We start from the raw sequence: 22,807 nt of genomic DNA, 5'->3' as shown, positions 1-22,807 counted from the left end.
GCCACCGAGAGTCACGGTCTGGTTGGCGGCGCTCGCCGATATCGTGGCGTAAGCGCCGGTGACCGAGGCATCCAGCACCGAACCAGTTGTCGTGTCGCCGAGGACGGCGACGCTGTCGCCGGTGACCATCAGGTTGTTGGTGCCGGAGCCGGCCAGATCGAGGCCATTCGAGCCGCCGAGCGTCGCGTTCACCGTTCCCGTGCCGCCGGCCAGGGTGGCGGCGCTGCCGGCGACGGAGATATTGCTGGTGCCGGAGCCAACGAAATAGAGGGCGTTGGCGCCATCGGTCGGGTTGGCGCCGCCGAGGGTCACGTTCGCGTCCCCCGTGCTGCCGGCCAACGTGGCGCTGGCGCCGGTGACCACTAGGTCGTTTGTGCCGGAGCCGGCGAAATCGAGTGCGTCGGCGCCGCCGAGGGTCACGGTCTGATTGTCGGCGCCTGCCGACACCGTGGCGTAAGCGCCGGTGACCGAGGCGACCAACGTCGCACCAGCGGTCGCGCCGCCGAAGATGGCAACACTGTCGCCGCTCGTGTTGACGGTGGTGGACCCGTGCGCGGCGACGATCGTGTCGCCGGTGCCGCTCGCGTTGATCGTGGCCAGGTCGCCTGCGGCGATGATCCGGTCCTGGTCGCCCTGCGACACCACAAGATCGCCGGTGCCCGTGACGTCGATGATATTGAGGCCGCCGCCGAGCCCGACGGTGCCCGCGCCAGCCGCAAAGATCGTGTTGAACCCGAAGGCGCTGGAAATCATATAGTTGCCCGTCGCTCCGACGAGGAGGTTCCCGTTCGTCCCCGCCACGGTGCTGTTGCCGGAGACGATGAACTCGCCGCCGTAGTCGTTGACGAGAAGGGCGGTGTTGCTGGCGACCACCGTCGATGCGGAGCCAAGGGTATCAGCGGCAACCACGGCGGTCCATGACGGGGAGGACGCCGGAACGTTGGCGCTGGTGACGTCGCCTGTCAGCAGCAGTTCCGTGACCGGGGTTGTCGCCGGCGCTGACCCGTTGACGGTTACGATATCAAGTGTTTTCGGCGTAGCATTCCAGGCTGCCCCCAGCATGGCGCTGATTTGCTGGGCCAGACCCATGACATCGCCTGAACCGTGGCTGACGGTGACAACACCGTTCGGACCAGGAACCGTTACCCCTGCTGTCGCCATCGTCCTCTCCGTTTGTGTCTCGGCTGCGAGCCGTAGGTTGGCCAGCCGCCATGACACGTTGGCCGACCCGCGATCACTTGGTCACACAGCCTTCTGGCGCGGCCGGAGGGCCGCCAATGGCTGCGGAACTGAACCGATCGCTGACAGTATAGCGGAGACACATTATCACACAAGTATGAAAATTACGACTTCATGTTTGTTCCGAAAAGTTATCCACAGCCTATCCGGAGTCAGGAAGCCGGCCTTTGCGCCCTCCGTCCTGTGCGGACCGCAGACGGACCCGAGGCAGCGTGGCGCGGCCCCCGGCATCCAGGCTTCGGCGCCATGATGCACCGGCGCGCTCCAGGCTGTCGCAAGACCTGACCGGGCCATATACTTGCCGATACTGTACCCGGCCGGATTCGGCCGGGCCGATCTTCAGGCGCGCCGGATGTGCGGCATGGTCCGGATGTGCGGCATGGTGAAGCGGCCGGCGGCGGCATGACGGCAGATTGACACCGCACGCCGCGGCCGCGAGGCCGCCCGGCGCCGTGCAGGCAAGCGTCCCGCCCCCGTCGGCCCATGCACCGGATTGGCCCGCCGGCTGCCGCGATCGGCACATCCGTCACCGCCAAACACATCCATACCTATATAATATGTCAGTATATGCAACCGGCATGGCTCGGCCGGAGCCGGCCGCGTTCGCCGATCCGGGCCGCGGCCCTGGTGGATCGCCAGGTGGCGGCGCAAGCCGCACACCGGCGGGCAGTCCGCCGGCCGGTTGGCGCGCGGCGCCTGACCGGGGGGCGGCGGTTTCCTGTGGACGCGCGCGTCCGCTCCTGCCATGACCGTGCCATCATGGAGGGTCCCCGCATGTCCATCACTGCCGACACCGCGCCCGTTCCCATGCTGACCGGCCCGCGGCACGAGGAAGTCCTGGCGGCGCTGCATCAGCTTCTGACGCCGCGCACCTACCTGGAGATCGGGATCGAACAGGGCCAGACGCTGCGCGCGGCGCGGTGCCCGAGCATCGCCATCGATCCCGTCTTCAGCATCGACCAGAGCATCATCGGCGAGAAGCCCGAGTGCCTGCTGTACCGGATGCCCAGCGACCGGTTCTTCGACAAGCATGATCCGGTGACGCTGCTGGGCGAGCAGCTCGACCTGGCGTTCCTCGACGGGCTGCATCTGTACGAATTCCTGCTGCGCGATTTCATCAACGTGGAGGCGTGCTGCCGCCGGAACTCGGTGATCGTGCTGCATGACTGCGTCCCGACCGACCTCTACCTGGCGCGGCGGGATCGTCAGGACGAGTCGCTGCGGGCGCAGACCCGAATTCCCGGCGGCTGGTGCGGCGACGTCTGGAAGACCGTGCTGATCCTGCGCGCCTACCGGCCCGACCTGCGGATCGAAACTTTCGATTCGGCTTACACCGGCGTGGTACTGGTCACCAATCTCGATCCGGAGTCGCAGGTCCTGACCGAGCGGTATGTCGAGGCGGTGGAGTCGTTCGCCGAACTCAGCCTGCAGGACTACGGCCTGCACCGCTACATCGACGAGCTGGCCATGCGCGACGCCCGCAGCCTGTTCGACCCAGTGCAATTGGCGCGCTACGTCTGGATGTAGGGACGACCGCGGCGCGCCGGCCGTCCGCCGGGCCGATGGCGGGCGCGGCAGGGCGCTGGAGCGTTTTCAGCCTGACTGGAAACGCTCCAGCTCATAATTTCACGAGCAATTTCATCGGCCTGAAATCGCTCCGCGATTTCCAGTCAGGCCGATATTGCTCTAGCCGGACAGGCCGCCGGTGACGTCGATCGTCAGGCCGGTGACGAAATCCGCGTCCGATGAGGCCAGGAAGCAGATCACCCTGGCCTGGTCCGCTGCCTCCGCCACGCGCCGCAGCGGCGTGGATTCGATCTGCGCCGCCTGCGCCTCGGGCGAGCGCTGGTTCCAGTGCGGGCGAATCCGTTCCGTCAGCGTCAGGCTGGGGGCAATGGCGTTGATATTGATCCCGAACGGGCCCAGCTCGAACGACAGCTTACGGGTGAAGGCGATGATGCCGCCCTTCGCCGCGGCATAGGCGGCGCCGCTGGCCGCGCTGGTGCCGCGGCCTGCGATCGAGGCGAGGTTGACGATCTTGCCCGCCTGCTGGCGCTTCATCACCGGCACCACGGCATGAGTAAACAGGAACGTGCCGTCCAGGTTGAAGGCGATCACTCGGTGCCAGTCGTCCAGCGAGTGCTCCTCCACCGTCGCCGAGGGCTTCGCAATGATCGTGCTGCCGCCGACGGCGTTGACCAGGATGTCGATGCGGCCGAACTGCTTCACCACGCCGTCGACGGTGGCGTCGACCTGCGCCTGGTCCAGCGCGTCGCACAGCCGCCCGTGCGCCTGTGGGCCCAGCGCCTGCACCGCGGCGGGCAGGCGGTCCGGATGGTTGTCCACGCAGACCACGGTGGCGCCCTCCCGCGCCATGATCTCGGCGGTGGCGCGGCCGATGCCGTTGGCGGCGGCGGTGATCAGCGCGATCCTGCCAGTGAAGCGCATTGTCGTTCCTCCCTTCGATGACGGCGGTCAGGCGTGGCGGGCGGCCTCGGCCATGATCTCGATCGCCTCGGGCTGGGCCGAGCGCACGGTCAGGCCGGTGGCGCCGGAGTCGGCCCAGGCGCGGAAGCGCTGGCGGATGCGCGCGGGGGGGCCGACGAGGGATTTCATGTCCACCCACTCGTCCGGCACCGCGGCGGTGGCTTCCTCCTTGCGGTGCGCGAGGTAGAGTTCCTGGATGCGGTCCGCCGCGTCGCCGAAGCCGCGGCGGATCATCTGGTCCTTGTGGAAGTTCTTGTCCTTGTGGCCCATGCCGCCGACGTACAGCGCGACCTCGGGCTTCAGCCGGGCGAGCGCGGCCTTCACGTCGCCGGCGACCTCGACGTGCGCCGTTGCCTGGATCTCGAAGTTTTCGAGGCTCTTGCCGGTGCCGGCGCGGCGGAAGCCTTCCTCCAGCCAGGGGCGGTATTCGTCCATGCAGCCGGGGACGAAGCCCATCGGCAGCCAGCCGTCGGCGATCTCCGCCGTCAGCTTGACGGTCGATTCGTTGCCGGTGGCGAGGAAGATGGGGATGGCGGGGTTCATGTGCAGGATGGACTTCAGCGGCTTGCCGACGCCGGCGGCGCCCTCGCCATGATACGGCAGGCTGATTTCCTTGCCGTCGTGCGTCACCGGTTCCTCGCGGCGGAAGATCTTGCGCATGATGGCGACGGTGTCCTTCAGCCGGTAGTACGGGCGGCCCCAGGGCTGGCCGTACCAACCCTCGACGATCTGCGGGCCGGACACGCCCAGCCCGGCGATGAAGCGTCCGCCGCCGGCCAGCGCATCGACGGTGCCGGCGCACATCGCCGCGTTGGCCGGGGTGCGGGCGGCCAGCTGCATGATTCCGGTGCCGAGACGGATTCGTTTCGTCACCGCCGCCAGGAACGCAAGCGGCGTGACCGCGTCGGAGCCGTACGCCTCGGCCGACCAGACGGAATCGTAGCCAAGCTGTTCGGCGCGCTGCACCAGGGCGACGGGCAGGTCCATCCGCGCCTTGGAGTATCCGATCGACAGTCCGAGTTTCATGGTGCGCTCCTGTGCGGAACCGGGTGGGGATGTTGTTCCGGCTGGATCGTGCCGGCATGGTCCATGTGAGGCGGATCGCGCCGTTGCAGTCCCGGCACGGCGTGGGCGCCGGGGAGCGGAGCCGTTGCGTGCGTGAACGGGCCTGGCGTTGCGCTTTGTCGTGGTGGTCGGGCGGGTGATCCAGTGCGTCCCGGGATGGGGCCGGGGCGCGCCCGGCTCCGCATTTTCGACACGGAGTTAGCCAGCCGGCGCGCCGGCACCGCAATGGCCGAAAATGGGCGAGATCGGTGCCACCCCGTCATGGCCCGGCTTGTCCGGGCCACCCGTCGCGGCATAAGTGCTTGAATAGGTGGCCCGGACAAGCCGGGCCATGACGCTCGCGAACAAGCGTCCCGAAGCGTATTTTCATGGTAGAAGACGGAGATTCCACGAAGGGCCACGAAGGTGTCCGGGGGCGGCGACCCGGTCGGGCGACTGGCCCCTTTCGGCGGCATCAGGCGCTTCGCGCGAAGCGCAACAGTCCCTTCCTTCGTGGCCCTTCGTGGAATCGCCGTCTTCTCCGTGTTGAAAATCGGCTGGTGCGACGGCACGATCGTGGACCGGTAGCCGCCACTGCCAGCCGCGTTCCTGCGCACGCCCGCCGCACCCGCGGCGCCATCACCGGAAACGAAATGCCCGGATCGCCCGATCGTCTTCAAATCGCCGGTTGCCCGGACGGTTGCAGCGGCAACCACGGCCGTGACATGGAAGAAACGTTCCCTGTTACGCTCGATGCCCATGACAGCGCTCCGCCGCCTGGCGCCCCGCTTCCGCCATGCGCTGCTGCGGCTGCTCCGGCGTCAGCCGCACGATGTCCTGGTGCGGGATCTTGCCGGTCTGGTTCAGCGGGATCATCTGGCCGACATGCGCGTACTCGCTGCCGGCCGACCAGGGGCGCGGCAACGGGCGTTCGTGGAACACACCGAATTTCATCGACGCTCCTCCTGCCGGCCACGCTTGCAGTGCCCCCGGAAGGTGTCAAGCCGAGCGGCGCCCGGTTGCGGCCCTCCGGCCGATGGCATAGCCTGCCCGTAACGATAAGCCTGAGATGCCAAGCCTGGGGGGAAGATGACCATGACGCTGCGCTTCGCGCTGATGACCGCTTGCGGGCTGCTGGCGGCGATGCCGGTCCGTGCCGGCACCCATGACATCCTGATTGGCCTGGACGAGAAGATCAGCTTCGGCCCCAACGGCCAGGTCAACGGCCCGCCGGGCAAGGACGCCGTGCTGGTCATGGACGTCACCGATCCCGCGAAGCCGCGCATCCGCGCCTCGCTGCCGCTGATGAACTCGCTGCTCGGGCCGCCGGTGAACCTGCAGATCACGCCGGACGGGCGGCTCGGGCTGGTGGCGAATTCCGTCGTGATGAAGCAGGACGGCGGCGCCTGGAAGCCCGTGCCGGACAACCGCCTGTTCGTCATCGACCTGACGGCCGACCCGCCGAAGCTGGCGGACACCGTGACGGTCGGATCGCAGCCCTCGGGCCTGGCGATCGCCCGCAACGGCGCCCTCGCGCTGGTCGCCAACCGCGCGGGCAAGAGCGTGTCCGTGTTGTCGATCCACGACGGCGCGGTGAAATCCCTGGGCGAGGTGCCGCTGGGGCACCAGGCCGCGGCGGTGGCCATCACCCCGGACGGCAAGCGCGCCTTCGTCTGCCTCAACAAGGCCAACGCCGTCGCCGTGCTGGACATCGACGGCGACAAGGTCAGCTACGACAAGGCGCTGGACATCCCCTCGGCGTTCAATCCCTACAACATCGACGTCACGCCGGACGGCAAACACGTGTTCGTGGCGAATACCGGGGCGATGAAGAACAATGCCGACGCCATCGTGACGATCGAGGCCACCGGCCCGCATCCGCACGTGGTCGACATCATGACGCCCGGCAGCGGCCCCGAGGGATTTGCCGTCGCGCCGGACGGCAAGTGGGCGGCGACGCCGCTGCTGCTGGGCACCGTCGCCAAGGACAGCGACTGGTTCAGGACGCGCGACGGCGAACTGGCGGTGATGGCCATCGGCCCCGACGGCCGGCTGGCGGTAACCGGCCGGGCGAAGCTTGGGGCAATTCCCGAGGGCATCGCCTTTAGCCCGGACAGCGCCTACGTCTACGTCGGCAACGACCGCGACAGGACCCTGCAGGTGTTCCGCATCGCCGACGGCAAGCCGCAGCCCGTCGGCGGAGCCATCACGCTGCCTGGTTCGCCCGCCTCGATGCGCGGCCCGGCCCATTGAGGCCGGCCAGGAGGCGCGGAACCAGGCAGGCCCCCACCGGCAGCGCACCGGCAGGGCGTTGCAACCGGCACCCAGTCTTCCGCAATTTCACGTAACATTCTCTGGCAATGATGATCTGGACTTGCGATCATGCAGCCGATATCAGCGGGGAGTTTCAGGTCACCGGACTGGTCGTGGAATGATGATGGGTGCATGCGTATCAGCCAGCCGATCGGCCTGCCGTGGCTAATCGACCCGGAAATACAATGACATTCCCGCTCGCCGCGCTGTCCGATTCGATCGCCCATCTCGCCGGGCTTGCGGCGCCGTTGCTCACGGCCATCCGCACCGGGCCGAACCGGCACGTGACTGGGCTGCTGTGTCCAGGGGCGGTGATCGTCACCACCGACCAAGCGCTGCCGGCGCTGGCATCCTATACCGTGGTGCTGCCGGATCGCTCGCTGGCGCCGGCGGGCCCGGGCCCGCGCCACACCGCGTCCAACCTGGCGACGCTGCGTCTCGACGCGGCCACGCCAATCAGCCTGCCGGAGATCGGCCTGGCGGCCCTGGGGCGCCTGGTGGTGGTGCTCGGGGCCGACAGCGACGCCACCCCCACCGTGCGGCTGACGGTGATCCACAGCTTCCTGCGCACGCCGGAGGGACCGGCCCCGGTGCTCGACATGGCGGCGGACACGCTCAACCCGGGCAGCCTGGCACTGGATGCCGAGGGCTGCCTGCTCGGCCTCGCCGCCGCCGGGCCGAACGGCGAGGCGATGGTCATCCCCGGCGCCGCCATCGGCGGCATGCTGCGGCCGCACCAGACGGCCCGGCTGTCCGCGTCCGCCGCGTTTCCGCCGCCCGCCCGCCGGCGCGGCTGGCTGGGCGTGGCCTTGCAGCCGATAACCGTGCCGGACCAGCTTGTCGCGCGGGCCGGCCAGGCCTCCGGGCGGATGGTCATCAACATCACCACCGGCGGTCCGGCGGACCGCGCCGGGATGCTTGTCGGCGACGTGCTGCTGTCGCTGAACGGCACCGGCGTCACCGGCCAGCACAGCCTGCGCGACTTCCTCGCCGAGGAACGCATCGGCAGCACGGTGGAGGTCCGGCTGCTGCGCGACGGCGCGCTGGTCACCACGCACCTGATCATCGCGCAGCAGCCGTAGGGCAACGCCTATTCGCCGGGAACCGGCTGCTTCTGCCGCATCCGGCGGCGGAGCCATTGCAGCGCCAGCGACCGCACCTCACCCACGTCGAGCGCCAGCGCGCTGGCCACGTAGAGCCCGGCGCCGAGCGCGACCGCTGCGAACAGGCCGGACCAGCCGAGCGGAAAGCGGACCAGGACCAGTCCCACGCCCATCGGCACGACGGCCAGCACGCAGCGGATCGCCTGCCCCAGCGGCAGCCAGACCGGAAACAGCCGCCTGACGAGAATCCAGCCGCTGACGACCGTCAGCCACTGGCACAGCAGCGCGGTCCAGGCGGCGCCGAACATGCCGTAGCGGGGTATCAGGATCAGGTCCAGCGCGATGTTCAGGATCATCGCCGGGACATACGTCCACAGCATGGCCAGCGGGTTACCGGACAGATGATAGCCATGATCGACGAAATGCGCCCGCAGGCCACGAGCCAGCGCGGTGTGGCACATGATCGGCAGCAACGCGGCAACGCCCGCCCGGAAGGCGGGGCCCACCAGGGACGCGGCGACATAGTCCGAGGTCAGCGCCAGCCCGACGCAGGTCGGCAGGGTCACCGCCAGCAGGGCGACGCCGTTCCGCCCGACCTGCAGCCGTGCCGCCTCCTGGCCCTGGTGCTCCAGCACCTGCACGACATAGGGAAACGTCGCGGTGGTGATCGAGGTGCAGATCACCGTCGTCGGCCGCTCCACCAGGCTGTAGGCGACTGCGAAAATGCCCAGCGCCTCGGCCCCGCCCAGCGAGCCCAGCAGGAACCGGTCGCTGTTCTGCAGGATGGTGCCGGTCGCCGCCACCGCCACCAGCGGCGCGGCATAGGCCAGCAGCTTGCCCAGCTCCGTCCTGTCGAGTGGCACGGCCCCCGGCTGGAACGGCGAGGCAACGCGGCGGATATCAGCCAGCGAGCACAGGATCGCGGCAATCAGCAGCCCGAGGATGATCGAATCCGCCCCGCGGCCCAGCAGGAACAGCGCCAGCAGACCGAGGCCAAACCCCAGGATGGCGTGCACGCACTCGATCGTGTTGTAGCGCCGCATCCAGTTGGCCGAGCGGTTGACCGACTGGTTGAGCTGCACCAGCGAACGGAACAGCATCATCGGCAGGGCCAGGATGGCGGCCAGGCGGTACTGCGCCGGCAGGTCCACCAGCAGCATCGCGCCGATGGCGGGCGCGGTCACGGCGGCGGCCAGGGCGTAGAAGAGGATGTAGGCTTCCTTCAGCAATCCGCCCTCGCGCCTGGCCAGGGCGGCGCCGGGGAAGAACCGCATCACCGCAACCGGCAGGGCGTAGAACAGCGACCCCTGCAGAACCAGGGCGGCCGAGAAGATGTAGCTGTACGTGCCGAACCCGGCCGGCGACAGCAGCCGGGTGTAGGCGAAGATCATCAGGACCGCAACGATCGCCGGGATGACGTTGGCTGGGATGTAGCCGAGTATCTGTCGGTACAAGGGTGCGATGCCTCATGAGAATGTGACGGCCGCACCCGCTCCTACGTCCGACACGTCTGTACGGTCCTGGAGATCCAAAACCGTCTCCAGTGCGTATATGGTCGCCAGCACGCCGGACGCTTTGGCCGCCGTAATAATGGCCGGGCGCGCCGGAGGGTACCAAATCACGTTGGCATGACGATCCATGATGCCGGCCGCATCATATTTAGCCGCGAAGGCCGGTGGTGGGAAGGACGATAATGCCTGCCTCCGTCGCGTCGCACCGCGCTGACGGACCGGCTTCGCACGGAGGAGCTGGCCTGTGTCGCCGCGTTGCAGACCCGGGTAACCCGGGATTTCGCGCCTGAATGGGACGCCGCCGCCATCATCGCGGCGGTGCCGCTCGAGGCGATCCCGGCCGGCCATTGCCCAGGACATGCTCGAGAGCGAAGGCGCCGCCGGCCTGCATCGCACGCAGGCCGACGACGCGCCGTACATCCTGACATCCTGGTGCCGTACGGGCCGAGCTGGTCGCTCGCGGCCAGTCACCTGGTGCTGCAGATGCTGGCCAACCCGACGGGCGCCGCGCGCCGCCGCGGGCCGTCGGCGCTGTCCGGGCAGGGGACCGTGGAATACCTGGTCGATGTTTGCGCGCCCTGCCAGGACGTCACCGCGGCCTATGCCATCGACGGCATCGCGGTGTCGGACTTCTGCACCCGCCGGTTCTTCGGCGGCCCCGCCCCCCCGGGCGCCGCCAGCTTCACCGGCGCGGTGCGGGAGCCGTTCCAACCCGCCGCCGGCGGCCAGGTGACCTGGCTGGCCGACGACGGCCTGCTGTACCAGGCGCACGCCGACGAGACCGGGCGGAGCCGGGTGCAGGGCGGGTTTTCCGCCGCCAGCCGCGGCAGCCTGTCGCTGCGCGAGCTGACCGACCTGCTGACCCCGCACCGGCTGGAGGCCCTGGCGAATGCCTCGCCCACGGCCGCCCTGCTGGACGCCCGGCAGGACGCGCGCCGGGTCCGGGTGGCGAACCTCGCGCGTTACCGCGACGACATCGCCTGGCGCTTCGGCCACGTGGCCTGGCCGGCGCCGCAGCCGCGCCCGGAGCCGATGCCGCGCGTCCGGGTGGCACGGCATCTCGGCAGCGAACCGATCATCTACGCCGCCGGCCCCGCCGCGTAAGCGCCGCAGCAGACCGCAGGTCGGTTGGGACGGGAGGACGGCGTTCCTTCATCGTCATGGCGGGCGCAGTCCCCATTGGCGTTAAAATAGGGCTGGCTGTTGCCTCCTCGTCATGGCCCGGCTTGTCCGGGCCACCTATTCCAGCACTGTGCCGCGACAGGTGGCCCGGACAAGCCGGGCCATGACGGAATGGCAAGCATCGTGCCGCCGCCACGCTATTTTAACGCCAATGGGGCGCAGGCTCGCCATCCACGCCTGGCGGTGTCGAGGCCGTGCAAAGGCGTGGCTGGCGGCCCGGAGCCTGTGCCAGGGCTTGTCCCATGCGTCTCAGGATAAGCGGGCTTGCGGAGCAAGGGTTTCTCCCTCACCGTCATGGCTGGGCGGCAGTCCCGGCCATCTGCGCTGCAACGGCGGGGGGTGGGTGGCCGGGACTGCCGCGCGGCCATGACGGAGAGAGAACGGCCGCGGCACCAAATCCTTCTCCAGCCATCGTCTTATCCTGATATGAATGGGGGCTTGTCCCGGGTAGCCCTCCTTGACGGGAAGAGGCAGCCTGCCTCGAGCACGATTCCCGAAAGGAGGGAATCTTGCGCCGCCGGCTTCCCTGCGCCGGTTCCCGGTCCATCATGCAACCCGCGTCTCCGGGCTTGCGTCCGGAATACCCTCAACCATCGGACAGGTTTCCCAATGTTGCCGATCGTCATGTCGCTTGCGAGACTGATTTGGCTGTTCCTGCTCGTCCCGGCCATCGTTGCGTCGCCAGGATGGGCCGCCGAACCGGCGCACGTCGCGGAGCCGGCGCACCTGCCGCCGGATGTCACGTCGCATCAGACACTGGACCTGCCGGGGCGCGTGCTCCACTTCACCGCCACCGCCGGCAGCGTCCGGCTGCGCGACGGCAAGGAGTCGCCGCTGACCGACATCGCCTTCGTCGCCTACCAGATCGAGCAGGCCGATGCGGCGCGGCGTCCGGTGACCTTCGTGTTCAATGGTGGGCCTGGCATGGCCTCGGCCTGGCTGCAGGTCGGCGGCGTCGGACCGTGGCGCGTGCGGCTGGATCCGCGCACCGACGGCCCATCGGCCTCGCCCGTGCCGGTGCCCAATGCCGATACCTGGCTGGATTTCACCGATCTGGTGTTCATCGATCCGCCAGGGACCGGCTATTCGCCCGTCCTGACGACCGACTCCGACGCCCGGCGACGCCTGTGGTCGGTTGGCGGCGATATCGACGCGCTGGCGCTGGCGATCCGCAAGTGGCTCGATCACAGCGGCCGGATCGTCTCGCCGAAATACATCCTGGGCGAGAGCTATGGCGGCTTCCGCGCACCGCGCCTGGCCCGCAAGCTGCAGTCCGAGGACGGGGTGGGCGTCAGCGGCCTGGTGCTGCTGTCGCCGCTGCTGGACTCGCACGACGAGAGCGGCTTCGCCGACGCCCTGGGCTGGGTGGACCTGCTGCCGACCGAGGTGGCGGTGGCGCGCGCCTTGCACGGACCGGTCTCACGGGCCGACCTGGCGGATGTCGAGGCGTACGCGGCCAGCGACTACCTGGTCGACATCCTGCGCAGCGAGCACGATCCGGCCGCGGCCGATCGGCTGGCCACGCGGGTGGCGGCGTTGACGGGGCTGGATCCGGCGCTGGTGCGGCGGATGCGCGGACGGCTGGATCCGGATGTGTTCCAGCAGACGGTGGCGCCGGGGCGCGTGGCCAGCGTCTATGACGGCACCGTGACCCGTCCCAATCCGACCCCGCGGCAATTGTCCGCCTCGTTTCCAGATCCGGTGCTGGGGGGGCTGGCCGCGCCGGTGACCGAGGCGATGCTGGCGCTGTACACCGGCCCGCTGAACTGGCGGCCGGACCGGACCTATCACCTGTCGAACGATGCGGTGTTCGAGCACTGGGACTGGGGCCATGGCCTCAGCCGCCCGGAGTCGCTCAGCGCCTTGCAGGCGGCGCGCTCGGTCGATCCGCATCTGCGGGTGATGGTGGCGCACGGGCTGTTCGACCTGCGCACGCCGTATTTCGGCTCGGTCCGGCTGCTGGGCATGCTGCCGCACCTGGACGGCGTGGCGCCGGTGGTGCTGCGGGTCTATCCGGGCGGCCACATGTTCTACTTCGGCGATGCCGCCAGGGCCGCGTTGCATGACGACGCCCGGAAGGTGTTCGATCCGTCCAGGCCACTGGAGGACACGCCATGAACATCGACTTCACCGGCCGCCGGGCAGTCGTCTGCGGCGGCAGCCGCGGCATCGGACGTGCCGTCGCGCTGGGTTTCGCGGCGGCCGGCGCCGACGTCTCGATCTGCGCCCGCGGCGCCGGGACGCTGGAGGAGACCCGGGCGGAGATCGCGGCGCACGGCCATCAGGCGCATGCCGGGTGCGTCGACCTGAGCGATTCGACGGCCATCGGCGGCTATGTCGCGCAGGCGGCCGCGGCGCTGGGCGGGATCGACGTGCTGGTGAACAACGCCTCGGCGTTCGGTTCGGCGGACAACGAGCAGGCCTGGGTGGACAGCCTGGCGGTGGACATGCTGGCGATCGTGCACGCGACGCAGGCGGCGCTGCCGTTCCTGAAGCAGTCGAAGGGGAGCGTGATCAACACCTCCTCGATCGCGGCGCTGCGCTCGGCGGCGCGGCAGCCGCCGTATGGGGCGATCAAGGCGGCGGTGATCCACTACACCAACACCCAGGCGGCGCTGTATGCGCGGGACGGCATCCGGGTGAACGGCGTCGCCCCCGGGTCGATCGAGTTTCCCGGTGGCATCTGGGATCGGCGCAGGACGGAGAATCCCAAGCTGTACGATGCCGTGCTCGGCACCATTCCGTTCGGGCGGCTGGGGCGGCCGGAGGAGGTGGCGAGCGTGGTGATGTTCCTGGCCTCGCCGCTGGCGGGCTGGGTCACCGGCCAGACCATCGTGGTGGATGGCGGGCAGACGCTGTAGCGGGGGGCGGTGCAAGGTCGTCTCCCTACCGTCATGGCCGGGCGTGTCCCCATACGTATCAGGATAAGCTGGCGACTGGAGAAAGGTTCGGCGGCGCGTGCCGTTTCTCCCTCGTCATGGCCCGGCTTGTCCGGGCCACCTGTCGCGGCACACGTGCTGGAATAGGTGGCCCGGACAAGCCGGGCCATGACGATCAGGGAAAGGCCGTTCTCCAGCCACCGCCTTATCCTGATACGCATGAGGCGTGTCCCGTCCATAACCGTTAGGCAACGAACCTCGCCCGTTGCCTCTCATCGCGGTGCGGGCGCAGCACACTGGTTGGCCCCGTGCATCGGTGTGTGTATCCGCGGAATCCGTGATGAACCGATACTCCCGCACCTCGCGATCGATGACGGTGTCGGCACCCGCATATGGTCCGCTGTGGCCATGAGACAGCTCCGGACGCCGCCTGTGCAAAGCGCCTGCTGACAGGGAAATCCGAAATCCCGTTCGTCAGGCCGGCGCGATGGACTCTATTTCTTGGTCGGAATATCCAACCTCCTTCAGGATCTCCCGCGTGTGCTCGCCCAGCGCCGGCCAGGGGCGGTGCACGTTGGGCGGGGACTTCGAGAACCGGGCCGGGATCGCCGGGATGATCGTGTCGCCTTCGGTTGGATGCCGGTACGGCTCGAAATAGCCCGTCTCGGCCAGGTACGCATCGCCGAACAGGTCGGCCAGCGTGTTGGCCTTGCCGCAGGGGATGTCGGCGGGGCGCAGTTCCGCAAGCCATTCGTCGGTGGTGCGCTGCTTCATGCCCTCGGTCAGCGTGGCGTACAGCGCGTCGATGTTGGCCGAGCGGGCCTGCACCGAACTGAAGCGCGGATCGTTGATCAGGTCCGGCACGCCCATGGCCTCGAACAGCTTGCCCCACTGCGCGTCGCTGTGGGCGATAACGCTGATGTAGCCGTCCTTCGTCCGGTACGGGCGGCGGTGCGGGGTCAGCATCCTTGGATAGCCGAGGCCCTTTTCCGGTTCGTTGAAGGTGCCGTGCCACAGGTGCTCGACCAGCGTGAAGGACAGGATGGTTTCCATCATCGGCAGGTGGATTTCCTGCCCCTCGCCGGTGCGCTCGCGGTGGAACAGCGCCATGCCGATCATCGAGGCGAGCATGGCGCCGGTCAGCTTGTCGACGATGACGGTGGGGAAGTAGCGTGGCGCCCCGTCGGGCCCGGCGTTCAGCGCAGCAATCCCGGACACGCCCTGGATCAGGTCGTCGTAGGCCGGGAATTCCTGCATCGAGCTGCCCTTGCGGAAGCCGCTGGCGCAGGCGTGGATCAGCCGCGGGTTGCGCGCCGACAGCGTTTTGTAGTCCAGCCCCAGGCGCTGGGCGGCGCCGAGGCGCATGTTGTGCACGAACACGTCCGCCGTCTCGGCCAGGCGCAGCAGGGCTGCCTTCGCCGCCGGCTGCTTCAGGTTCAGCGCGATGCTGCGCTTGTTGCGGTTGAGGTTGGCGAAGTAGCTGCCCATCCCGGGCGCGCGGCTGGGGCCGATGTGGCGGGTGGAGTCGCCGTCGGTGGTTTCAACTTTAATGATATCGGCGCCCATGTCGCCCAGGATCTGGGTACACATCGGGCCGAGCACGACGGTGGTGACGTCGATGACCCGGATGCCGGCGAGCGGGCCAGTGGGTTTGGTCACGGAGGTTTCCTCGGTTGCTTTGCGTGTGCGCAGCATCACCGCCAGCCCGGCTCCTGGCAATGGCCGCCATCGCCACAGCCGCGTTGTCCGCGTTAGTCTGCGCCCATGTCCGCGCCGCCCGAAGCCCTGGCTTCCCCTCACCGCCGCGTCCGTCCGCGCACCATCCTGATGATCGTCGCCAGCGCGATGTTCATGGAGCAGCTCGACGGCACCGTGCTGGCCACCGCGCTGCCGACGATGGCGCGCAGCTTCCATGCCGATCCGCTGCACATGAACGTGGCGCTGACGTCGTACCTGCTGACGCTGGCGATGTTCATCCCGGCCAGCGGACGCATCGCGGATCGTTTCGGGTCAAAATCGGTGTTCCGGGCCGCCATCGGGTTGTTCACGCTGGGCTCGATCTGCTGCGCGCAGGCGCCGACGCTGTGGGCGCTGGTGGCGGCGCGCATGCTGCAGGGCGCGGGCGGGGCGATGATGTCGCCGGTCGGGCGGCTGGTGATGCTGCGTGTCGTGTCGAAGGCGGAACTGGTGCAGTCGATGGCCTGGCTGATGATCCCCGCCACCATCGGGCCGATCGTCGGGCCGCCATTGGGTGGTTTCATCGTCACCTACCTGTCGTGGCACTGGATCTTCTATGTCAACGTGCCCATCGGCATCCTCGGGATCGTCCTGGTGACGATCTTCATCGACGAAATGAAGGAGCCGGTGCGGACCAAGTTCGATCTGCGCGGCTTGTTCCTGTCCGGCACCGCGCTGGCCTGCCTGATGTTCGGCATCGAGGTGGCGAGCCGCGGCGTCGGCTCCGGCTGGATCATTGCCGCGCTGCTGGGCGCGGGGGCGGCCTCGGCCGGGCTGTATACGGTCCATGCCCGCCGCACCGAACGGCCGATGCTGGATTTCCGCCTGCTGCGCATCACCACGTTCCGCATGTCGCTGCTGTGCGGGTCGCTGTCGCGCATCGCCGTGGGGGCGATGCCGTTCCTGCTGCCGATGATGTTCCAGCTTGGCTTCGGCATGTCGGCGGCCGAGAGCGGATCGGTCACCTTCGTCGGTTCCATCGGCTCGCTGGCGATGCGGGCCTGCGCGCCGGCTTTCCTGCGCTGGCTGGGCTTCCGCACCGTGCTGACCTGGGTGGGCGCGCTGGCCACCGGGCTGTTGGCGGCCAGCGCCGCGTTCCGGCCGGACTGGCCGCTGCCGCTGATCTATGCCGTTCTGCTGGCGAACGGGTTCTTCCAGTCGCTGCAGTTCATGGCCTACAACACCATCGCCTATGCCGACGTCACCGGCGAGGACATGAGCGCGGCGACCAGCTTCTACACCACGTTCCAGCAGATGGCGCTGACGCTGGGCATCGCGGTGTCGGCGGCGGCGCTGGCCGCCTCGATCGCGGCGACCGGCCACGCCCAGCCGATGCTGCCGGACTTTTCCGCCGCGTTCCTGTTCGTTGCAGCCGTATCGTTCCTGGCGCCGCTGCTGGCGACGCGGCTGGACAAAGGCGCCGGAGCGGAACTGTCCGGCCATCGGGAACGCCCCGGCAGGGCAAAAATCGTGTAGGATGCGGAACCGGGAGGGCAGAGAACATGAGCAGCACGGTCAGCAAGACGGTCGCCATTGCGGGCCTCGGCGCAATCGGCTTGCCGCTGGCGCGTGCCCTGGACGCCGGCGTCGAGGGCCTGCGGCTGATCGGCGTCGCCTGCCGCGATCCGGTGAACGCGCGGGCGCGGCTGGCCGACTTCCAGGCCGAGCCGCGGCTGATGAGCCTGGCCGAGCTAGCCGAGGCCGATATCGTGGTCGAGGCCGCCTCGGCGGCGGCGTTCGAACAGGTCGCGCTGCCGGCGATCGAGGCCGGGCGGATTTTCGTTCCGGCCTCGTGCGGCGCGCTGCTGCCGCGGATGCACCTGGCGCGGCTGGCGCAGCAGACCGGCGCGCGCATCGTCGTTCCGACCGGCGCCCTGCTCGGGCTGGACGCGGTGCGCGCGGCGGCCGAGGGGCCGATTGACAGCGTAACCATCGAGACGCGCAAGCCGCTGGCCGCCCTGGCCGGCGCGCCATACCTCGTGCAGAATGGCATCGAGGTGGCGGACCTGAGCGAGCCGCTGCTGGTGTTCAACGGCAACGCGATGGAGGCTGCGGCGGGCTTTCCGGCGAATGTGAACGTGGCGGCGGCGCTGGCGCTGGCCGGCGTCGGGCCGGTGCGCACCAAGGTGCGGATCTGGGCGGACCCGTTCGTGACCCGGAACGTCCATACCATCAACGTCGATGCCGAAGCGGCCCGGTTCAGCATGACGATCGAGAACGTGCCCAGCGCCGGCAATCCAAGGACCGGCCGCCTGACCGGGCTGTCCCTGCTGGCCTGCCTGCGCGGGCTGGTTTCCACGCTCAAGGTCGGAAGCTGAGCCGCCGTGGGCGAGGCGCTGACCTACCTGTCAACGATCGCCCTGTTCAGCTTCGTGACCAGCGCGACGGCGCTGATGCGGCACGAGATGATGCTGCTGGCCTGCATTCCGGCAGTGTTCGTGGCGCTGATCATGGGCTTCGTCATGGCGATCTACACCCAGGAGACATTCGGCTGGCCGCTGACCGTCGCGGCGCTGGCGGTGGGCGTGCCGCCGGCCTGGCTCCTGGCCCGGCGGCTTCGGCCGAAGGACCTGCTGATTGCAATCTATCTCGTCTGGGCCGTGGCGCTGGTCCTGGTTCTGGTCGCGGTCGGCTTTCCGGATCGCAGTTGAGCGTCGGTGCCGGCGGGGAAGGCTGGCCGGCGGCGCGATCGCGGACAATGGGCAAGGGGCCGTTGCTTCTCCGTCATGGGTGGGCGTGCCCGCATAGGTGAGGCGAGTTCGGAGAAAGATATGGCGGCCGGGACCGTTCTCTCTCCGTCATGGCCGGGCGTGTCCCGATGCGTATCAGGATAAGACGACGGCCGGAGAAGGATTTGGCGCCGCGGCCGTTCTCTCACCGTCATGGCCGGGCGTGTCCCTACGCAATGCACACATCTCGGAAACGGTCCGCCGCGGCGTTTCCCTTTCGTCATGGCCCGGCTTGTCCGGGCCACCTATTCCAGCACGTGTGCCGCGACAGGTGGCCCGGACAAGCCGGGCCATGACGATGGGGGAACGCTCTCGGAGCCCAGGCAAGCACTTGATTTTACGGTCATTTCCGACTCGTTTCAGAGATCTGTGCATTGCGTAGGGCGTGTCCCGGCCATCTGCGCTTCAACGGTGGGGGGTGGATGGCCGGGACACGCCCGGCCATGACGATAGAGAGACGACCTGGCGGCGCGAAGGGACGACCCTTGCGACGCAAGGAGAGGACCTCGCGATGCAAAGCGACGACCCTTGCGACGCAGGAAGACGCCCCCGCTACGCCGCCGCCGCCCGCTGCCGTGCGGAAATGCCGTCGAGCGCGCGATCGAGCTGGGCGAGCGCGGCGGGATCCTGCCGGAAGGCCAGGGCGATGGATTTCCCGTCGGCGCGGACGACGCGGGCGAGGACGCTCGCCGTGGCGCCCGGCAACTCGACCCGCACGTCGTTGCCGCGCTCCAGCTTCGCGGCGTGCCGCAGCGCCATGCCGCTGCGGGAGATGTCGATGATTTCAAGCGTCACATCCGGCTGTCCGGCGATCTGCAGCCGGGCGGTGGCGCCCTGGCCCGGGATGCGCTCGTAGCGGCGGCGGTCCTGCTCGGCGGTGTTGGCCATGGCGTCGAGGAAGTTCCTGATCTCGCCGTCGAGGGTCTCGGCGGTGTCGTGGAACTCCCCCGCCACCTGCAGCACGCGGTCGCTGGTGTGGCTCGCCGTCTCGGACATCGCCGAGGCATCCTGCATCGCGCTGGCCGCCTGCCGGGTCGCCGACGTGACTGCCTGGACGCTGTCCACGATCCCGCGCGTCACCGCGGCCTGCTGGTCGACCGCGGTGGCGATCGCTGCGGCGATCTGGTCGATCTCGCCGATGGCGGTGCCGACGTCGCGCACGGAGCCGACGGCGTCGCTGGTGGCGGCGCGCACGGCGACGATCTGGTGCGTGATGTCGTCGGTCGCCTTCGCGGTCTGTGTCGCCAGCGCCTTCACCTCGCTGGCGACCACGGCGAAGCCCTTGCCGGCCTCGCCAGCGCGCGCCGCCTCGATGGTGGCGTTCAGGGCCAGCAGGTTGGTCTGCCTGGCGATGCCGGCGATCAGCGCGGCCACGTCGCCGATCTGCTCCGTCGCCTTGACCAGGCTGCTGATTTTCGCGTCGGTCGCGGTCGCCCGCTCGACCGTCAGGCGCACGGCGTCGGTGGCGCGCGACACCTGCCGGTGCACGTCATCGATGGTCGTGGACATTTCCCCGGCCGCCGCCGCGACCGCTGCCAGGTTCTGCGAGGACGCCGTGGCGCCGTCGGCGGTTTCGCCGGCCAGTTGCCGGGTGCGGCCCGCGGCGGTGGACATGTCCGCGGCCTGGGCGCACATCGCATCCGCCGCGCGGCTCAGCCCGCTCATGACGCTGGAGATCGACTGGCTGAAGTCCAGCGTGTTCTGGTCCATGGCGGCCTGGCGGCGGTCCTTTTCCCGGCGCACCACCGCGGCCTCCTGCTCCAGCGCCCTGGCGTGCCGCGCGTTCTGCCGGAACACCAGCATGGCCTGCGCCATGCGGCCGATCTCGTCGCCACGGTCGAGCGCCGGGATGTCGGCTGACAGGTCGCCGTCCGCCAGGCGCCGCATGGCGGCTGCCATGTTCATCACCGGCCGGGTGATGCCGGTGCCCAGGATCCAGATCAGGCCGCCGACGACGATGCTGGTGACGGTCGTTACAATCGCAAGGACAGCCGCGACGTTGTGACGGGCCTGGACGACGTCGTCGATATAGACGCCGGAGCCGACGACCCAGCCCCAGGGCTTGAAGCCTTCCACGTACGACAGTTTCGGCACCGGCGCGGTGTCGCCCGGCCGCGGCCAGAGATAGGACACCGTGCCGGAGCCCGCGCGGCGCACCGTCTCGACAGCCGCAACGAACAGGCGCTTCCCGTTGGGATCGGCAAAATTGCTCAGATCCTTGCCGTCGAGCCCCGGCTTGATCGGGTGCATGACCATGCGCGGCTGCATGTCGTTGATCCAGACATACTCGTTGCCGAAGTAGCGCACCATGCGGACCGCCGACAGCGCGGCCTCCTTGGCCTGCGGTTCGGTCATGCGGCCCTGGCGGACCTGGGCCTCGTAGCCGGAGACGATGGCCACGGCGCTCTGCACCACGCCGCGCAGCGTGGCGACCCGGCCTGCTTCCAGGCGTTGGGCTTCCCAGGCGTAGGCAGTCGCCGCGGCCAGGCCCAGGATCAGCAACGTTGCCGCGGTGACCAGGTGAAGCCGCCACGCGATAGGCAGAGCCTTGAGAGTCACGATTGCCTCATGGAATCAGGTTGCGGATTGGCTTTAATGATCCGTCCGTAACTTTGTCCATGGATTTTGAGTTTTTGCGGATTTCCTTTGTTGCGACTTGTGTTTTTCGATTGCGACCGGCGCGGCGCATCGTCATGGCGGCCGCAGGGCCGCCATCCACGACTTGCGGTGCCGATATCAGCAGAAGGCGTGGACGGTGGGCCTGCGCCCACCATGACGTTGTGGCAACGGCCGTGCCGCCGGCCCACTAAGTTGGCGCCTATGCGGACAAGCCGGGCCATGACGATGGAGCAATGACCCCGCCCGCGCGACCGTCGCCGCCCTAAAGCTCCACCACCACGTACTGCTGTTCCACCGTCACCGGGATGGTTTCGGCGACGTACGGCCCCTGCACCACGCGCTGGCCCTCGGCGACCTCGACGGGATAGCTGCGCAGGCTGATCTTCGCCGGGTCGCAGAAGCTCTGGCCGGTGCGGATGTCGAACTCCCAGCCGTGCCAGGGACAACGCAGGATCTCGCCCTTGCGGGAGTAGCGGTACTCGCCGGGCTGGCTGGATTCGATCAGGCCGGTCAGGATGCCCTCGCACATCGGACCGCCCTGGTGCGGGCACCGGTTGAACAGGCCGAAGAATTCGCCACCCAGGTTGAAGACGGCGATCTGCCGCCCGCGGATGGTTACCAGTTTCCGTTGCCCGGGCGAAATTTCCGCCACGGTCGCCACGACATGCTTGCTCATGATCCCGAACGTTCCCGTCTGCTGGATGGCGCCGGCCAAACCGCCGGCAGGCTAGCCAGGGGACGCCGCCGCCGCAACCGCTTGACCCGGGCCGACGCCGCGCCTATGCGCTGCGCGAAACAACACGGAAACGATCATGCGCCGGCTGCCGCGTCGGTTACTTGTCGCGCTTGCGTTACTGTCCACTGTCGCAACGGCCCGTGCCGGCAGCATCCGTTTCGGCGCCGTGCTGCCTCTCACCGGCCCCGCCGCGCCCATCGGCGCGCAGCAGAGGATGGGCATCCAGGCCGCGGTGGACCAGGCCAATGCCGCCGGCGGCGTGCGCGGCAACCGGATCGATGTCCTGTTCGAGGACAGCCAGGCCAACCCGCACCAGGCGGTCCTGGCCTTCAACCGGCTGGCGGATACGCAGGACGTGCCGGTGATCTTCACCGCCCGGTCCGGACCGACACTGGCGATGGCGCCGCTGGCGACGCGCCGCAAGATCCTGCTGGTCAACGCCGGCGCCCAGGCCGACAGCCTGGCAACCGCCTCGCCGTACCTGGTGAACACCGTGCCGCCAATCCGCGACGAAATCGCAATCCTGTCGCAGTACCTGGTCGCCGAGGGCCGGAAACAGGGCGTCATCCTGTACGAGGACGCCGCCGCCGGCATCGCCGCCCGCGACGACTACGTGAAGTACTTCGCGGAAGCCGGCGGCACCATCCTGGCGCAGCAAGCGTGGCAGTTCGGCAAGACCGACTTCCGGCCGGCGCTGCTGGATCTCGCCTATGCCAGGCCCGACGTCATGCTGGTGGCGATCACCGCCGGCCTGCTGCCGATGGCGGAGCAGTACAGGCATCTCGGCCTGGACTTCATGGTCGCCGGCACGACATGGCTGGCCGATCCCGCGATGATCGCCAGCCTGGCGGCCGAAGGGTTTGTGCATACACAATTACGCATCGATGCGCCGCCGGAACTGGCAGCGGCGTTCAAGGCGAAGTTCGGGATCGGCATGGACGAGCCCGCCCGCCAGTACTGCAACGCCACGCAGATTGTCCTGACCGTGGCCGACCGTGTCCTGGCCGAGGGCAAGACGCCGACGGGCACGACCATGCGCGACACGCTGTTGCGGATCCGCACGTTCCAGGGGCTGGTTCCGCTGACGTTCAACGGCAACACCGCCTCGGCGCCGCTGGAGATCGATGTCATCAGGGGCGGCAAGGACGTCACCGTAAAGCCGAGCGGCATCGACTGACCGAAGCGGCCTGACGCCGCGGCGATACGCTGCGGAAACGGCCCCGGATGG

At 68.8% G+C, this 22,807-nt stretch carries 18 protein-coding genes; 10 read left to right on the top strand and 8 right to left on the bottom strand.

The annotated features are described in order from the left end of the window. A partial coding sequence (locus tag CCS01_RS25155) for a beta strand repeat-containing protein (protein WP_158258589.1) occupies window positions 1-1,161 on the bottom strand: 1,161 nt, incomplete at its 3' end. A gap of 852 nt (window positions 1,162-2,013) precedes the next feature. Here CCS01_RS25155 and CCS01_RS25150 point away from each other — a divergent pair. Beyond that, the gene (locus CCS01_RS25150; RefSeq protein WP_146101952.1) at window positions 2,014-2,766 is read left to right on the top strand and encodes a class I SAM-dependent methyltransferase; all 753 of its coding nucleotides are present in this window, start codon (window positions 2,014-2,016) and stop codon (window positions 2,764-2,766) included. 159 nt (window positions 2,767-2,925) lie between these two features. Here CCS01_RS25150 and CCS01_RS25145 read toward each other — a convergent pair whose 3' ends face one another. The 3 genes from CCS01_RS25145 to CCS01_RS25135 form a co-directional block, all read right to left on the bottom strand. After that, the gene (locus CCS01_RS25145) at window positions 2,926-3,687 is read right to left on the bottom strand and encodes an SDR family NAD(P)-dependent oxidoreductase (RefSeq protein WP_104521509.1); all 762 of its coding nucleotides are present in this window, start codon (window positions 3,685-3,687) and stop codon (window positions 2,926-2,928) included. 27 nt (window positions 3,688-3,714) lie between these two features. Next, window positions 3,715-4,752, bottom strand: a complete 1,038-nt coding sequence (locus CCS01_RS25140; RefSeq protein WP_104521508.1) for an LLM class F420-dependent oxidoreductase — start codon at window positions 4,750-4,752, stop codon at window positions 3,715-3,717. Between the two features lie 762 nt (window positions 4,753-5,514). Continuing rightward, window positions 5,515-5,724 carry a hypothetical protein gene (locus CCS01_RS25135; RefSeq protein WP_104521507.1) on the bottom strand — a complete coding sequence of 70 codons (210 nt, stop codon included), beginning with the start codon at window positions 5,722-5,724 and terminating at the stop codon, window positions 5,515-5,517. A 141-nt stretch (window positions 5,725-5,865) separates the two neighbouring features. On the opposite strand from CCS01_RS25135, the gene CCS01_RS25130 reads away from it, so the two are divergent. Both CCS01_RS25130 and CCS01_RS25125 read left to right on the top strand, forming a co-directional pair. Continuing rightward, complete coding sequence (locus tag CCS01_RS25130; protein WP_158258588.1) at window positions 5,866-7,023, top strand: lactonase family protein; 1,158 nt, start codon at window positions 5,866-5,868, stop codon at window positions 7,021-7,023. Window positions 7,024-7,268: 245 nt separating this feature from the next. After that, window positions 7,269-8,165 (top strand): S1C family serine protease, encoded by an 897-nt coding sequence (locus CCS01_RS25125; protein WP_104521505.1) that lies wholly within the window; start codon window positions 7,269-7,271, stop codon window positions 8,163-8,165. A gap of 8 nt (window positions 8,166-8,173) precedes the next feature. On the opposite strand, the gene CCS01_RS25120 is transcribed toward CCS01_RS25125, so the two are convergent. Next, window positions 8,174-9,640, bottom strand: a complete 1,467-nt coding sequence (locus tag CCS01_RS25120; RefSeq protein WP_104521504.1) for an oligosaccharide flippase family protein — start codon at window positions 9,638-9,640, stop codon at window positions 8,174-8,176. 489 nt (window positions 9,641-10,129) lie between these two features. On the opposite strand from CCS01_RS25120, the gene CCS01_RS25115 reads away from it, so the two are divergent. From CCS01_RS25115 to CCS01_RS25105, 3 genes are all read left to right on the top strand, one after another. Next, window positions 10,130-10,801, top strand: coding sequence for a hypothetical protein (locus CCS01_RS25115; protein WP_104521503.1), 672 nt, complete (start codon window positions 10,130-10,132; stop codon window positions 10,799-10,801). A 687-nt stretch (window positions 10,802-11,488) separates the two neighbouring features. Next, the gene (locus tag CCS01_RS25110) at window positions 11,489-12,997 is read left to right on the top strand and encodes a S10 family peptidase (protein ID WP_158258587.1); all 1,509 of its coding nucleotides are present in this window, start codon (window positions 11,489-11,491) and stop codon (window positions 12,995-12,997) included. Continuing rightward, entirely contained in the window at window positions 12,994-13,740 is a 747-nt protein-coding gene (locus tag CCS01_RS25105) for an SDR family NAD(P)-dependent oxidoreductase (protein ID WP_104521501.1), read from the top strand. Before CCS01_RS25110 ends, CCS01_RS25105 begins: the two co-directional genes overlap by 4 nt. Before the next feature lie 492 nt (window positions 13,741-14,232). Here CCS01_RS25105 and CCS01_RS25100 read toward each other — a convergent pair whose 3' ends face one another. Continuing rightward, window positions 14,233-15,417 (bottom strand): CaiB/BaiF CoA transferase family protein, encoded by a 1,185-nt coding sequence (locus CCS01_RS25100; protein ID WP_204848431.1) that lies wholly within the window; start codon window positions 15,415-15,417, stop codon window positions 14,233-14,235. A gap of 105 nt (window positions 15,418-15,522) precedes the next feature. Between CCS01_RS25100 and CCS01_RS25095 the strand changes: the two genes are divergently transcribed. From CCS01_RS25095 to CCS01_RS25085, 3 genes are read left to right on the top strand one after another with little or no spacing between them, the layout of a single operon-like run. Continuing rightward, entirely contained in the window at window positions 15,523-16,971 is a 1,449-nt protein-coding gene (locus tag CCS01_RS25095; RefSeq protein WP_104521499.1) for an MFS transporter, read from the top strand. A 26-nt stretch (window positions 16,972-16,997) separates the two neighbouring features. Then, on the top strand, window positions 16,998-17,813 hold the full coding sequence (locus CCS01_RS25090; RefSeq protein WP_104521498.1) for an aspartate dehydrogenase: 816 nt from the start codon (window positions 16,998-17,000) through the stop codon (window positions 17,811-17,813). Between the two features lie 6 nt (window positions 17,814-17,819). Further along, window positions 17,820-18,146 (top strand): hypothetical protein, encoded by a 327-nt coding sequence (locus CCS01_RS25085; protein WP_104521497.1) that lies wholly within the window; start codon window positions 17,820-17,822, stop codon window positions 18,144-18,146. Between the two features lie 630 nt (window positions 18,147-18,776). Here CCS01_RS25085 and CCS01_RS25080 read toward each other — a convergent pair. After that, a complete protein-coding gene (locus CCS01_RS25080) occupies window positions 18,777-20,783 on the bottom strand; it encodes a cache domain-containing protein (RefSeq protein WP_104521496.1) in 2,007 nt (668 codons plus the stop codon). A 322-nt stretch (window positions 20,784-21,105) separates the two neighbouring features. Next, window positions 21,106-21,519, bottom strand: coding sequence for a Rieske (2Fe-2S) protein (locus CCS01_RS25075; RefSeq protein ID WP_104521532.1), 414 nt, complete (start codon window positions 21,517-21,519; stop codon window positions 21,106-21,108). Between the two features lie 136 nt (window positions 21,520-21,655). Here CCS01_RS25075 and CCS01_RS25070 point away from each other — a divergent pair, with 136 nt between their 5' ends. Further along, window positions 21,656-22,756 carry an ABC transporter substrate-binding protein gene (locus tag CCS01_RS25070; protein WP_104521495.1) on the top strand — a complete coding sequence of 367 codons (1,101 nt, stop codon included), beginning with the start codon at window positions 21,656-21,658 and terminating at the stop codon, window positions 22,754-22,756. Window positions 22,757-22,807 lie beyond the last annotated feature (51 nt).

The organism is Rhodopila globiformis (assembly GCF_002937115.1).
Taxonomy (GTDB): Bacteria; Pseudomonadota; Alphaproteobacteria; order Acetobacterales; family Acetobacteraceae; genus Rhodopila; species Rhodopila globiformis.
Note: the sequence above shows the minus strand (reverse complement) of the source record. Positions and strands in the feature narration are given on the sequence as shown.

What these genes read in the sequence shown, in the direction of transcription:
- CCS01_RS25150 (WP_146101952.1), top strand. Translation starts at nt 2,014, where the DNA reads ATGTCCATCACTGCCGACACCGCGCCCGTTCCCATGCTGACCGGCCCG.
- CCS01_RS25145 (WP_104521509.1), bottom strand. Translation starts at nt 3,687, where the DNA reads ATGCGCTTCACTGGCAGGATCGCGCTGATCACCGCCGCCGCCAACGGC.
- CCS01_RS25140 (WP_104521508.1), bottom strand. Translation starts at nt 4,752, where the DNA reads ATGAAACTCGGACTGTCGATCGGATACTCCAAGGCGCGGATGGACCTG.
- CCS01_RS25135 (WP_104521507.1), bottom strand. Translation starts at nt 5,724, where the DNA reads ATGAAATTCGGTGTGTTCCACGAACGCCCGTTGCCGCGCCCCTGGTCG.
- CCS01_RS25130 (WP_158258588.1), top strand. Translation starts at nt 5,866, where the DNA reads ATGACGCTGCGCTTCGCGCTGATGACCGCTTGCGGGCTGCTGGCGGCG.
- CCS01_RS25125 (WP_104521505.1), top strand. Translation starts at nt 7,269, where the DNA reads ATGACATTCCCGCTCGCCGCGCTGTCCGATTCGATCGCCCATCTCGCC.
- CCS01_RS25110 (WP_158258587.1), top strand. Translation starts at nt 11,489, where the DNA reads ATGTTGCCGATCGTCATGTCGCTTGCGAGACTGATTTGGCTGTTCCTG.
- CCS01_RS25105 (WP_104521501.1), top strand. Translation starts at nt 12,994, where the DNA reads ATGAACATCGACTTCACCGGCCGCCGGGCAGTCGTCTGCGGCGGCAGC.
- CCS01_RS25095 (WP_104521499.1), top strand. Translation starts at nt 15,523, where the DNA reads ATGTCCGCGCCGCCCGAAGCCCTGGCTTCCCCTCACCGCCGCGTCCGT.
- CCS01_RS25090 (WP_104521498.1), top strand. Translation starts at nt 16,998, where the DNA reads ATGAGCAGCACGGTCAGCAAGACGGTCGCCATTGCGGGCCTCGGCGCA.
- CCS01_RS25075 (WP_104521532.1), bottom strand. Translation starts at nt 21,519, where the DNA reads ATGAGCAAGCATGTCGTGGCGACCGTGGCGGAAATTTCGCCCGGGCAA.
- CCS01_RS25070 (WP_104521495.1), top strand. Translation starts at nt 21,656, where the DNA reads ATGCGCCGGCTGCCGCGTCGGTTACTTGTCGCGCTTGCGTTACTGTCC.